Genomic DNA, 13262 nt, shown 5'->3' with positions numbered 1-13262 from the left:
TGAATCAGCGATGAGTTGGGACTAACTTGAGAAGTAGCGCAGGTATAAATTTAAAAATTGTGGCTGTGTATGAATGAACAGCATATATAGACGATTGATTATCCCTGTTGAACATTCTTCTTACTTCTAAAAGAGCGAAAAACAGGTGCGTTAAATAGGCGTTTAACCATAGTCATGGAGCCGCGTGTCGCAAAAAAATCATAAGATATCGTAATGGCTTGTAACCTCATTGATTTGCCCCAACAACTGATGGCCTTGCTCTGATACGCGATAACGTGGTCTCGATGAGTTTTCGTTATAAACAGCATCGACCATCCCTTCATTCACCAAGTTGGTTACTATGTTCGCAACATTGCTAAACCCGGGAATACCCCTTTTAGCAAGAGTGCGATCCAGTATCATCCATGTCCAGTCGATGTCTTTTTCTGCCATGACTTTCAAGACTTGAAGTTCAGTGTCAGCCAATGAATAACCCTTTGTTATCATTATTAATTGCGTTAAGCGAGTTTGGCGTTTTCCCAGGATCTTTTAAGGTTTGATACCTCATTTAGTAATTCGTCATCATTTAAATCATCCTCGTCGATTAACTCAGGGTCTGAGCAGTAAGAATCGACCAATGAGAAAACTGAGTCAAAAAACCTCTGAGTGACGATATCGGCATTTTTTATATCCGATGAATCCCTGTAGGTTCGCCATGCGACGGAGTATTTTTGTTCAAAATCCGGAGCTGCAATTTGACCCAATGTAAATGCATCAATAAGGTTTAAAATCGCTGATTCATTTTGATTAAAAGACATTGAATCGCCACGGCTAATCTGGACACTTCTGAGCCGTCGATGGACTGACCCCATCCCATTACATCCCGTTACCGCCCATTTTGTGATCAAGCCTCAAAAAAGCGCAGTCTCCCCGTCTGTCTGATTTACCTCTGCGCAACACCTGGATTACAGTGAATCAAATTATAAGAACGTTGTTCTATAATGTAGAACAACTTCCAGAAAGATGTCGCCAGCCGTTCTTTGAACGTGGTTGACCGGGAGAATACGACAATGTCCATCGACACCATTTTTACGCCGCAGGATGAACAATTCTATGCGGTGAAAACCCACGCTGCGGGGCCGCAGGGCGCGCTGCCGCTCACCCCGCAAATGCTACTCGAATCCCCGAGCGGCAACCTGTTCGGTATGACGCAAAACGCCGGTATGGGCTGGGATGCCAACAAACTCACCGGCAGAGAAGTCCTGCTGATCGGCACCCAGGGCGGTATCCGCCACTCGGACGGCCGCCCCATTGCGCTCGGTTATCACACCGGCCACTGGGAGATCGGCCTGCAAATGTCGGCGGCGGCAAAAGAGATCACCCGCCTGAGCGGCATCCCGTTCGCCGCCTTTGTCAGCGACCCGTGCGATGGCCGCTCCCAGGGCACCCACGGCATGTTCGACTCCCTGCCGTACCGTAACGATGCGGCCATCGTTTTTCGCCGCCTGATCCGCTCGCTGCCGACGCGCCGGGCGGTGATCGGCGTCGCCACCTGCGATAAAGGCCTGCCCGCCACAATGATCGCGCTGGCCTCCATGCACGATCTGCCGGTGATCCTTGTGCCAGGCGGGGCGACTTTGCCGCCCACCTTCGGCGAAGACGCCGGAAAGGTACAGACCATTGGCGCGCGTTATGCCAACAACGAACTGAGCCTGAAAGAGGCATCCGAACTGGGGTGCCGCGCCTGCGCTTCCCCCGGCGGCGGCTGTCAGTTCCTCGGCACCGCGGGCACTTCGCAGGTGGTGGCCGAAGCGTTAGGGCTGGCACTACCGCACTCGGCGCTCGCGCCATCAGGCCAGGACGTCTGGCTGGAGATTGCCCGTCAGTCGGCGCGAGCAGTCATGGCGCTGGATGAGAAGGGCATTACCGCCCGCGATATCCTCACCGATAAAGCCATCGAGAATGCGATGGTGGTGCATGCGGCCTTTGGCGGCTCCACCAACCTGCTGCTGCATATACCCGCCATCGCCCATGCGGCCAAATGTCATATGCCGGACGTGGCGCAGTGGAGCGCCATCAACCGCAAAGTGCCGCGCCTGGTAAGCGTGCTGCCCAACGGGCCGGACTATCACCCGACGGTGCGTGCGTTCCTGGCGGGCGGCGTACCGGAAGTGATGCTCCACCTGCGTCGGCTGGGACTGTTGCATGAAGATGTGATGACGGTAACCGGGCAGACGTTGGGTGAAAACCTCGACTGGTGGGAACACTCCGAACGCCGCGAGAAGTTCCGCCAGTGCCTGCGCGAGCAGGACGGCGTGGAGCCGGATGAGGTGATCCTCTCGCCGGAAGGGGCCAAAGCCAAAGGGATGACCTCCACGGTGGCGTTCCCGGTGGGCAATATTGCGCCGGATGGCTCGGTCATCAAAGCCACGGCGATCGACCCGTCGGTGGTGGACGAAGACGGCGTCTATCGCCATACCGGCGAGGCGCGGGTCTTTGTCTCGGAAGAGGCGGCCATCAAAGCCATTAAGCAGGGGCAGATCCGGCAGGGCGATATTATGGTGATCATCGGTGGCGGGCCATCCGGCACCGGCATGGAAGAGACCTACCAGCTCACCTCGGCGCTGAAACATATCTCGTGGGGGAAAACCGTTTCGCTGATTACCGATGCGCGTTTCTCCGGCGTCTCTACCGGGGCCTGCCTGGGGCATGTCGCGCCGGAAGCGCTGGCGGGCGGGCCTATTGGCAAGCTACGCAGCGGCGATCTGATCGAGATTATTGTTGATCGCCTGTCGCTGGCAGGAAGCGTGAACTTTATCGGCACTGCGGATGCGCGCCTGACGCCAGAAGAGGGCGCTGTGGTACTGGCGCAGCGCGAACTGCACCCGGAGCTCAAAGCGCATGACTATCTGCCGGACGACACCCGGCTGTGGGCGGCACTACAGGCGGTGAGCGGCGGAACCTGGAAAGGGTGCGTGTACGATACGGATAAAATTATTGAGGTGATCAATGCCGGTAAAAAAGCGCTGGGTCTTTAAATAATTAAACGAACTTGTCGGGCCGCCGAATAAATGTTTCGGCGGCTAAAAAATATTATGAAATAAAGCATCCCTTACGGGAGAAATAACTGTTGCTGTTATCAGGTAAAATGTATCGCTATCACAGAAGCTAAAATACATAATTGCGAAAGTAAAATTGATAATTGTTGCTGCATATATTCCTTTCTAGAATCAAATCCGCACTGAACATCTAATAAGCGTACGAATAAAGGGTGTATTCCTCGGAAAATGCACGCTCAGGCATTTTATTTTGTAGGTCCCGGCCGTTCGCAATCAATCCCTCTCATATGACTGGAGGTAGACATGCAGTTAACGATGAAAGATAAAATCGGCTACGGGCTGGGGGATACCGCTTGCGGTTTTGTCTGGCAGGCCACAATGTTTTTGCTGGCATATTTTTATACCGACGTCTTCGGTTTGTCAGCGGGCGTCATGGGCACGCTGTTTCTGATTTCGCGCGTGCTGGATGCGGTAACCGACCCGCTGATGGGGCTGGTGGTCGACCGCACCCGTACCCGTTACGGCCAGTTCCGCCCGTATCTGCTGTGGGGGGCAATTCCCTTTGGTATCGTCTGCGTATTAACGTTCTATACGCCGGATTTCTCCGCCCAGGGGAAAATTATCTACGCCTCGATTACCTATATTTTACTCACCCTGGTATATACCTTCGTTAACGTTCCTTACTGCGCCATGCCCGGCGTTATAACCGCCGATCCTAAAGAGCGTCATGCGTTACAATCCTGGCGTTTTTTCCTCGCCGCAGCCGGTTCATTAGCCATCAGCGGTATTGCCCTGCCGCTGGTGAATATTATCGGTAAAGGTAATGAGCAGGTGGGTTATTTTGGCGCGATGTGTGTGCTGGGTATTTGCGGTGTTATCTTGTTGTTTGTCTGCTTTTTTACCACCAAAGAACGTTATACCTTCGACGTTCAGCCTGGCGCTTCCGTTAAGAAAGACCTGAAACTGTTAATGGGTAATAGCCAGTGGCGAATTATGTGCGCCTTTAAAATGATGGCGACCGGCTCAAATGTGGTACGCGGCGGGGCGACGCTCTATTTTGTGAAATATGTGATGGACCACCCGGAGCTGGCAACACAGTTCCTGCTTTACGGTAGCCTGGCGACCATGTTTGGTTCGCTCTGCTCATCTCGCCTGCTCGGGCGCTTCGACCGTGTTACCTCGTTTAAGTGGATCATTGTCATCTATTCACTGATTAGCCTGACCATTTTCTTTATTCCCGCGAACAATATCGCGCTGATTTTCGCGCTTAATATTCTGTTCCTGTTTGTCTTTAATACCACCACACCGCTGCAATGGCTGATGGCCTCCGATGTGGTCGATTATGAAGAGAGCCGCAGCGGGCGCCGCCTTGACGGACTGGTGTTCTCAACCTATCTGTTCAGCCTGAAAATCGGCCTGGCAATTGGCGGCGCGCTGGTGGGCTGGATCCTCGCATTCTCCAGCTACTCGGCAAGCAATGCCGTCCAGCCGGATAACGTCCTGACCACTATTAAAATCCTCTTCTGCATTGTGCCTGTGGTGCTCTACGCCGGTATGTTTACGCTGCTGTCGTTCTACAAACTGAGCAGTAAACGGGTGGAAGAGATCAGCCAGCAACTACAACGTCAGCGCGCTGCGCAGCATGCAACGCAGCCTGCCGATGCGGCGGCGGCGGTGAACTGAGGAGAGAACCATGTACCAGATTGAAAACCCGATCCTGACCGGCTTCAACCCGGACCCGTCTCTGTGTCGCGTGGGAGAGGACTACTACATCGCCACCTCCACCTTTGAGTGGTTCCCCGGCGTGCGTATTTATCACTCCCGCGACCTGAAACACTGGTCGCTGGTGAGTACGCCGCTCGACAGCGTGGCGTTGCTGGATATGAAAGGTAACCCGGACTCCGGCGGTATCTGGGCACCCTGCCTGAGCTACGCCGACGGCAAGTTCTGGCTGCTCTATACCGACGTGAAAATTGTTGATTCGCCGTGGAAAAATGGGCGCAACTTCCTGGTGACCGCCCCCTCGGTGGAAGGGCCGTGGAGCGACCCGATTCCCATGGGCAACGGTGGGTTTGACCCGTCGCTGTTCCACGATACGGACGGGCGCAAATATTATATCTATCGCCCGTGGGGGCCACGCCATCACAGTAACCCCCATAACACCATTGTGATGCAGGAGTTTTTTGCCGACACGCAAACCCTCTCGCCACAACGTTCCACGCTCTTCACCGGTACGCCGCTCGGCTATACCGAAGGGGCGCATATCTATCGCCGCGACGGCTATTACTATCTGGTGGTGGCGGAAGGGGGCACCAGCTACGAACATGCGGTAGTGGTGCTGCGGGCGAAGGACATTACCGGGCCTTATGAGCTGCACCCGGACGTGACGATGATGACGAGCTGGCACCTGCCGGAAAACCCGCTGCAAAAAAGCGGCCACGGCTCGCTGCTGGAGACCCATACCGGCGAATGGTATATGGCGTATCTGACCAGCCGTCCGCTGCATCTGCCGGGTATTCCACGCCTGGCGGCCGGCGGGCGCGGTTACTGTCCGCTCGGGCGCGAAACGGGGATAACCCGTATCGAATGGCGTGATGGCTGGCCTTTCGTGGAAGGTGGTAAACATGCGGCGCTGACGGTGCCGGGGCCACGGATGACAGAGCAGCCCGCCGCTGGCACAGGCGCATGGCGCACGGATTTCGACAGCGAACGGCTCGACCCGGAACTACAAACGCTGCGAATTCCCTTTGATGAGCAGTTAGGTTCGCTCACCGCCCGTCCCGGCTTTTTGCGCCTCTATGGTAATGATTCGCTTAATTCTACTTTTACCCAGTCAACCGTGGCCCGTCGCTGGCAGCATTTCCGTTTTCGTGCCGAAACGCAGATGGCCTTTTCGCCGCACCACTTCCAGCAGAGCGCCGGGCTTACCTGTTACTACAACAGCAAAAACTGGTCGTACTGCTTTATGGACTACGAAGAGGGGCGCGGGCGGACGCTGAAAATTATCCGGCTCGACCATAACGTGGCTCACTGGCACCTTTACGATAACCCGATTGCGGTGCCGGAGAGTGTGGAATACGTCTGGCTGCGGGTGGATGTCGATCAGCTTGAGTACCGTTACAGCTATTCATTTGATGGGGAAAACTGGCAGACGATTCCGCTTACCTTTGAAGCGTGGAAGCTATCGGATGACTATATAGGCGGCAGGGGATTCTTTACCGGGGCATTTGTTGGCCTGCACTGCGAGGATATCAGCGGCGACGGTTGTCATGCTGATTTCGCCTCATTCACCTATCAGCCCGATAGGTAGCAGGACGCCGGGCTAGCGTTCACGGTAGCCCAGCGTTTTTGACAGCCCCAGTCCGGCCTCGATCAGCTTCTGACGGCAGGCAGACAACTGGTCGTCGTTAACCCGTGAGGTGAGGGTAGAGAGGCTGAGCGCGGCGATAACCCGCGATTCGTGGTTCCACACCGGCACCGCAATGCAGCGTACGCCCGGCTCGTTCTCTTCGTTGTCGAGCGCGTAGTGATTGTGGCGGGTTTGCGCCAGCGCGGCCAGCAGGGAGGCGCGGTCAGTCAGGGTGGCTGGCGTAAAGCTCGTGAACGTATACCCGTCCAGTAAGGCGGTAAGCTCCTCCTCCCCGAGCCAGGCCAGCAGTACTTTGCCAATGGCGGTGGCGTGTACCGGCAGACGGCGGCCAATGCGTGAATAGGCGATGGCCGCCTGCTTACCTTCGATTTTTTCTATATAGACGCCCTCGTTCCCGTCCAGAATTCCCAGGTGGGTCGTCTGACCCGTCTCCTGCGAAAGGGCGGACAGCCAGCTTTTCGCCTTCTGGCGAATGTCCATCGTGCCCACGACAAAGTGGCCGCGCTCCACCAGTTTCATCCCCAGACAATATTTGTCGTTATCCGGGTTCTGATCGATATAGCCATGAAGCTGAAGCGTTTTTAGAAGCGAGTGAAGGGTGCTTTTGCTCAATCCCATCTGTTTGCTTATCTCGGTGATTTTGAGTTCCGTCGCCTGATCGTTAAACAGGTCCAGGATCTGCAAAGCACGTTCAACAGACTGAATTATCGGCATAATTTTTACCATTCACGAGGAATTATCTGCGTGTGACCGTACTATTTTCACCGGGGAAAAGCAATGGTGGATACGCTTGTCTTAAGTACGTTTAAGACCAGATTAATGCAGTGCTGTACGGCCATTATCCCCGCGCTCTGTAAGCGCGGAACCGTGTTATCAGACGACTGGTTCGCCCTCATAACCCGGTTCCTGATGGCTAAAGCAATAACGTATCTTCGGATGCCGGTTCAGCAATGGATTCCGGGAGAGCGGCAGGCAGTGTAGCCGCAACATCATCAAACCATTGGAGTGTTTCCCAGACCGTCAGATCGCCTATCACGAAGATATTTTTCTTCGCTCTGGTTAGCGCCACATTGAGTAAGTTAGGTTTGCTGGCGGCCCAACTGGCACCACCATTGTTATCTTTATCGCATCCAAGCACAAAAATGACGATGTCGTTTTCTTTCCCCTGAAAAGTATGAACGGTCCCAATACATTGTTGTTGCCATTTATCAATATCACTACGTTTTAGCCACGGGGCATATTTATTCCAGGTCCTGAGATCGCGTTTCTTGAGTAATTCGAGAAGCTCTGCCTTAACGGCTTTGAAAGGGGTAATGACATAAATGCTGCTCAGGACTACATTTTCAGCCAACAGACGCTCTAGAAGAACAATTAAGCTTTTCCCATGACTATCGCGGTATTGTTTCTTCGCAAGCCCGCCCACAGAAATAAGCCACTGATTATTGAGAACTCCATTAACAGGCTTGCTACGAATTTTCTCCGCATTTAACCCATGGATCATCCTGTTGTTATAAGCCATCTTATTTGCCAGGCTAAACATTGGTTCATTACAACGACGATGGACCCATAAAGGAATGCCAATCCATTCCTCATTGCCCATAACCTCCAGCGCGCATCCCCAGTGATTAGCACGATCGGCGACTTGTTGAACGGATATTTTCCCTGGGTTCCAGTCGTCTGCATGGTTATCCAGCGCATCCTGACAGATACGCTCAACAAGTGCAGGAGATGTTGTAAACACAGGCTCAATCTGCAGGGGATCACCTACCACAAGAACCCTTTTCGCGCGCCAGATAGCACCAACGGCCTGCTGTGGAGAAGCCTGACCGGCCTCATCGATCATTAACCAGCCCAATTCGTTACCGTTAACGCCATGCAGCATACGCCCAACAGATGCAAAGGTAGTCGAGATGACGGGGACAAACATGCACAGCAGTTGCCACCAGCGTAATGGGCTGCTTTCCAGGTGCGGTTTATCAAGGAAGCCGTATAGCGACATCAATTTTCTGCGGAACTCTATTTTCCCTAACGCTTCGTAGAGCCACGCTTTATGAAGTTCCATGGCCGCGATAAAAAGTGCGGAGCGCTGGCGGTTGATTGCCGTATTTTGCCAGTATGCGGTACGTTGCACAGTGGCATCGGAGATATCTTTCTGATCGTCAGGCAGGCTTATATCAGGATAGCGCTGTTGTAATTTTTGCAGTTCAATGTGCTCACGTTCTTTCTGCTGCTGGATATTTTTAATTTGTTTTTCTAATTCCTGCGCTTTTTGACGTGCATCAGCAAGCTGCTTATTACCTTCTGTAATATCCCGCGCATTTTTTTCTTTTAAAGCCACAAGCTTTTCTAAGCGCTGGCGATTGTTACCCTCTGATTGACGATGTTCCTGAAGCTCTTTTCGGTTAAAAAGATGTGCGAACCAGCCAAATTTTTCCAGCTTGAGTCGGCTCTCTTCCTTTTGCGCAAGCGTAAGTTCCACATTATTTTTTTGCTGGTTGCGCTCAATGTTTGCCAGGTTTGAGGAAAGGGCCAGACACTGCTGTTTCGCTTTTTCCAGATCCGACAGGATATTTTCATCAACAGGGATAGTACGTAGGCGTAACAGGGCTGCATATCTGATCAGATCTGCTTTAATTACCTCTGTTTGTTGCAGGCAGTCCCGGAAATGGGTTTGTGCGTCTGCAAAAGATAATTTGCTTTGCAGGCTTTTCCAGCGCCACAGGCTGAGGAAATTTTCATTCTCCGGGCGTGATTTTTCAGAGGGCGTTCCACGCAGGAAATGCTCATTCATTAATAAACGTTGGCCAAATCTGGTTCGATTTGCTTTTTTACCCAGTGCGGCAGAGATCATTCCCCAACACTGTTTTTCCTGCTCCAGAGGCCTGAAAAAATGATAATCACGCTCTTTTCCTTCTCTGTTTTTACCCTTTTTTCGGGCACTTTTGGGTAGGTTTTCTGCCGCGAGTTGGTTGGCTGTGGGGGCCAGGTAATCGAGCGTACAAAATTCCTCAGCGATAGATTTTTTCTGCGGTAACTCCTTTGATATGTTCTCTACCGCAGCGTTGTTTGATGAGGCGATAACCATTTCGAAGCCGGTCAATTCCGGCACGATGAAACCCTCTTTATCCAGCGTTTCATCAATGCTATTGAAGCGAGAAAGCCTTCGCGCACGCTCCACAATATTATGAGCCACGAGATCGCGCAGCAGGGTGGTTTTCCCTGTTCCCGGTGGGCCGTTTACCGAAAGTATGCCTCCTTCGTCCAGCTCTTCAATCGCCGTGTTGATGGCGAACTGTTGCATCAACGTCATGGCATGTTCAGGTTCAGAAGGCCACCTTCCGGCAGGCATTTTAGAGGGGTGGAGATTATTAATGATTGCCGTCAGCCCCTCCGGTGAATAGAGAGAGGGTTCTTTTCTTGTTGATTTTCCGGAAAGGTATGTCCTGAGCACTTTAGATTTATCCCCTCGCTTCAATCCTGCAATAGCACGCTCTAAGTCTTCAAAATAGAAGCTATTCAGAATAGGGAGCTTTAAAGCTTTATCATTGAGGCTGAGTTCTTCTTCGTCTTCGTTTTCAACCTCAGCGGAGTCTTGTGCGATATCGCCGTTTCGCTCGGACCAGTCTATTTGCAGAACATATTCCCAGGGCGGTATAAAATCAGCCCATTGGGTCAGGTGACTGTGTAATAAGGTTAAAATATTCTCTGCCCGTAAAACACCGGAGCCGTTTTCGTGAACAGGTTTTAAGGTGCTCTGGAAACTACTGAGCGCATCAGCAAGATGTTGGCAATCCGCAGTGAATATTTCTGAGCACAGAGATGAAAAGCGTTTTTCTTTCAGATGACCTAAGGCCCAGGGGAGCGAACTGACAGAGAGTTTATCTAACGCTGGAGCACCATCTGTGCTCAATAATATTTTTGCAAAACAGGTTATGCCTTCCTGGTCCAGTCGCTGTTCGAGTTCTTCTTTTAGATTATCAGCATCAGGCCCAAAGACGCCCTGGCTAATCTTATTAGCAAGGGATTTTTCAAAGAGTCCAATATGTACAGCGTAAGTAACTCTATCCGGAATCTCATGTTCTTTACGCAATCTCTCACAGAGCCAGGGGAGAACGTTATCTCCTGCGCTTTCCAGTTGTTTAAGAGAAATTAACAGGCTGTTATCTTTCTTCTCAACGGAATAGGGTTGGAAAAACTCTATGCGTTGCCAGGCTTGTAATATGTTGTGTGGGGCGGTCGTTGCCATCTTAGCTCTTTATTATTGTCCATAAATTAAGTATGCCATTCAGGATACTCCAGTTAATAAAAGCTTGTCAGGTAGGTCAGGTAAGCTCGGGCTTTTTGAGAGAAAGATAAAGAGAACGCCTTCATTGTCCGTTAGTGAATATTATTGATGTGGCTGGTGTTTCTTCTAATAAACAAGAGCCTGTATTACAGGCTCTTGCGTGTTTCGTGTTAGCGCATTATCAGAACGATTGCAGTGTGCTGATCTTCCCTTGCTGCCAGTTGGCTTCCGACTGGCGCAGCGCGTTGCTGATATCCGCCAGTTTGTCAGACGGCAGTGTCTTCGGCAGCAGATCTACCCCCACGCTGGAGATAATCTGTCCGTAAGTGTTACGCAGTTCCGCATAGGCCAGATCCTGACGCAGATCGGCGTTCAGCGCATTCAGTTCGCCCTGAATCAGTTGTAACTCACCGATGCTGTTGGCTTTGTAACGGTTACGCAGTTGCTGAACGATTTGCCCGTCCAGATCACGCAACTCTTCGCTGGTTTTATACTGACGCAGCGCTTCGTTGTAGTTGGCGCGCGCCACGTACAGTTGCGCCATGATAGCCAGCGACATCGCCTGACGCTGCAACTCGCCTACCTGCTCGTTGGCCTTCGCTGCACTGTGCGCCGCCGGGCCAGACATCAGGTTGAACAGGTTCCAGGTGGCTTTTACCCCCACGTCGGCCCAACTGTTGTTGACCAAAAATGAGTTGCTGTCGTAGTGGCCGCCTGCGCTAATCTCGATACCTGGCAGCATACGCAGCAGCGCTTTACGGGTTTCGGCGGCGTTAATACGCACCTGATAATCCTGCTCACGCAGTTCCGGGCGGCTCACCAGCGCGGTCTCTTCCAGGGTTTTCTGATCCATATTCAGCTGCGGAACCGTCTCGTCGCCGCTGGCGGGCAGTGCCAGTTTATAGGGGGTGTCCAGCGGCAGGTTCATCAGCGTGGCAAGTTCGGTTTTTGCCAGCGACAGCGCGCGGCGCTGCTCTTCCAGTTGGCGGGTAGCCTCAATCAGCGCACGGCGATAGGTCAGAGCTTCAACCTGGTCACCGACCTGCTGGGCGGTCATCCGCTCACTGGCTTCACGCGCCTGGTTTACCCGGTCAATCAGCGTATCGATCTGGCCCAGCAGTCGCTCGGCGGCAACCGCACGCCAGTAGGCGGAGCGGACATCCTGCAAAATGGTATGTACCACTTTGCGTTTACGCTCTTCGGCAATCCAGCGCTGATCCGATTTCTGTTTCGCGCTGACGTAGCTAACGCCAAAATCGAGCACGTTCCACACCATCGTCAGGTCTGCCACATCGCGGTCACGATCTTGCGAGGTGGAGGGTTCCAGAGAAGTTTGTCCGGTTTCCACGCTACGGCTACTGGAGGCGCTGGCATTGTTGCGCCCTACGTAGCCCGCCGAAGCTGCCAGCTTCGGTAGCATGTCATAACGGGAGAGATCCAGTTGCTGCTGGGCCAGCGCGCTTTCCATGACTTTTAAGCGCGACTCGAGGTTATATTTCAGCGCGCGGGCCATCGCGTCATACAGGGTGATTGGCGCGGTAACCGGCTCCTGCTGGCTGAACATCGCTACCCGATCCTGCTGGCTGCGTTGTTCGCTCTCTTTTTTGGTAATCGGGTCGCTGGTCACGGCACATCCATTTAGCGCTACGACCAGCGCGCTCAACGCAAAAAGCTTGCGGCCTTTACGCATCATTTCGCTGCCACTCACAGTTGTCACCACCGACAACCGGTTTGCCACCATCACGTTCATCATAGAATTAACGCCTTTTACTGTAGTCTTGTCGTTATTAGCCCTGCTGGCCCCGGTCGTACAACGCCTGTTCAATGGCAGACAGTCGTTGTCCTTGGGCATCGCCAATGTGTTGTAATTGCCGGTGGAACGATGGGGTAAACGCGGCTGTCGCTTGTTCTTGCCCCTGTTCTGTCACTCCCTGTGCATGCAGGTTGATATCTTTCCAGCTACCGCCAGTAAACACTTCCATCGGTGTCAGTGAAGGCAGATAAATGCCGGAGAAGACGCTGGCCAGCGACGAGGTGCCGCCCAGCGCCGGATCTTTGTTAAAGCTGGGGAATGAGCCCAGCGAACTCTCAAAATGGCTGCCGAACGATGAGCCGCGTCCGAAGACATTCGCCACTTCGCTCTTCGTCGCATCTCCCCCGCTTGCCCCATCGCTGGTGGTGCCGAAGATGGAGGCCATCATCGAACTGCTCCCGGCGGTGCGTCCGGCATTAAAGCTGCCGAGAGAGGCGGGGGTAATCAATGCGTTGAGCGGCGGTGTGCCAGCCTCCTGAGGCTGGAGAGTAGGTGTTCGGCTGTCCAGCGGACGTGGTCCGTTCGCACCATCTGAAATACGGAACTGCGGATCGCCGCCGGTAATGCCCGCGCGGGTAACCGTCAGGCTAAAGGTGGTGCTGATTGACGTATTCCCTGCATCGGTCGCGGTCACCCGAATGACCAGACTACCGATATCGGCGTTGCCAGGCGTGCCGGAAAACGTCCCGGTCGACGGGGTAAAGCTCAGCCATGCAGGCAGTGCGGAGCCGTCCGCCTGCGTTGCGCTCAGGGTTA

9 protein-coding genes are annotated in these 13262 nt (G+C 53.2%); 3 read left to right on the top strand and 6 right to left on the bottom strand.

What is annotated here, in order from left to right; translation table 11 throughout:
* Positions 1-198 precede the first annotated feature (198 nt).
* Both AAIG39_RS25320 and AAIG39_RS25315 read right to left on the bottom strand, forming a co-directional pair.
* Positions 199-432: a MarR family transcriptional regulator gene (locus AAIG39_RS25320; protein WP_343195026.1), complete on the bottom strand. Its 234-nt coding sequence runs from the start codon at positions 430-432 to the stop codon at positions 199-201.
* A gap of 65 nt (positions 433-497) precedes the next feature.
* Positions 498-797, bottom strand: a complete 300-nt coding sequence (locus AAIG39_RS25315) for a colicin immunity domain-containing protein (protein ID WP_343195024.1) — start codon at positions 795-797, stop codon at positions 498-500.
* A gap of 252 nt (positions 798-1049) precedes the next feature.
* Here AAIG39_RS25315 and AAIG39_RS25310 point away from each other — a divergent pair, with 252 nt between their 5' ends.
* The 3 genes from AAIG39_RS25310 (at position 1050) to AAIG39_RS25300 (ending at position 6348) form a co-directional block, all read left to right on the top strand.
* On the top strand, positions 1050-3017 hold the full coding sequence (locus AAIG39_RS25310) for a YjhG/YagF family D-xylonate dehydratase (RefSeq protein WP_343195023.1): 1968 nt from the start codon (positions 1050-1052) through the stop codon (positions 3015-3017).
* A gap of 324 nt (positions 3018-3341) precedes the next feature.
* On the top strand, positions 3342-4721 hold the full coding sequence (locus AAIG39_RS25305) for a glycoside-pentoside-hexuronide (GPH):cation symporter (RefSeq protein ID WP_090081211.1): 1380 nt from the start codon (positions 3342-3344) through the stop codon (positions 4719-4721).
* Positions 4722-4731: 10 nt separating this feature from the next.
* The gene (locus AAIG39_RS25300; RefSeq protein WP_343195022.1) at positions 4732-6348 is read left to right on the top strand and encodes a glycoside hydrolase family 43 protein; all 1617 of its coding nucleotides are present in this window, start codon (positions 4732-4734) and stop codon (positions 6346-6348) included.
* Between the two features lie 12 nt (positions 6349-6360).
* Here AAIG39_RS25300 and AAIG39_RS25295 read toward each other — a convergent pair whose 3' ends face one another.
* The 4 genes from AAIG39_RS25295 to AAIG39_RS25280 all read right to left on the bottom strand — a co-directional run.
* Positions 6361-7122, bottom strand: coding sequence for an IclR family transcriptional regulator (locus AAIG39_RS25295; RefSeq protein ID WP_090081215.1), 762 nt, complete (start codon positions 7120-7122; stop codon positions 6361-6363).
* Positions 7123-7321: 199 nt separating this feature from the next.
* Positions 7322-10654, bottom strand: coding sequence for a DEAD/DEAH box helicase (locus AAIG39_RS25290; RefSeq protein ID WP_343195021.1), 3333 nt, complete (start codon positions 10652-10654; stop codon positions 7322-7324).
* Positions 10655-10874: 220 nt separating this feature from the next.
* Positions 10875-12383, bottom strand: coding sequence for a TolC family protein (locus AAIG39_RS25285; protein WP_343195025.1), 1509 nt, complete (start codon positions 12381-12383; stop codon positions 10875-10877).
* Positions 12384-12480: 97 nt separating this feature from the next.
* Positions 12481-13262: putative Ig domain-containing protein (locus AAIG39_RS25280; protein WP_343195020.1), on the bottom strand; the 782-nt coding region annotated here is incomplete at its 5' end.

It is taken from the genome of Phytobacter palmae (assembly GCF_039409775.1).
Lineage (GTDB): Bacteria > Pseudomonadota > Gammaproteobacteria > Enterobacterales > Enterobacteriaceae > Phytobacter > Phytobacter palmae.
The sequence above is the reverse complement of the archived record's forward strand: the minus strand, read 5'-3'. Positions and strand labels throughout refer to the sequence as shown.

Bases quoted from the DNA above. Each gene is read 5' to 3' on its own strand.
- AAIG39_RS25320 (WP_343195026.1), bottom strand. From the start codon at position 432: ATGGCAGAAAAAGACATCGACTGGACATGGATGATACTGGATCGCACT.
- AAIG39_RS25315 (WP_343195024.1), bottom strand. From the start codon at position 797: ATGTCTTTTAATCAAAATGAATCAGCGATTTTAAACCTTATTGATGCA.
- AAIG39_RS25310 (WP_343195023.1), top strand. From the start codon at position 1,050: ATGTCCATCGACACCATTTTTACGCCGCAGGATGAACAATTCTATGCG.
- AAIG39_RS25305 (WP_090081211.1), top strand. From the start codon at position 3,342: ATGCAGTTAACGATGAAAGATAAAATCGGCTACGGGCTGGGGGATACC.
- AAIG39_RS25300 (WP_343195022.1), top strand. From the start codon at position 4,732: ATGTACCAGATTGAAAACCCGATCCTGACCGGCTTCAACCCGGACCCG.
- AAIG39_RS25295 (WP_090081215.1), bottom strand. From the start codon at position 7,122: ATGCCGATAATTCAGTCTGTTGAACGTGCTTTGCAGATCCTGGACCTG.
- AAIG39_RS25290 (WP_343195021.1), bottom strand. From the start codon at position 10,654: ATGGCAACGACCGCCCCACACAACATATTACAAGCCTGGCAACGCATA.
- AAIG39_RS25285 (WP_343195025.1), bottom strand. From the start codon at position 12,383: ATGCGTAAAGGCCGCAAGCTTTTTGCGTTGAGCGCGCTGGTCGTAGCG.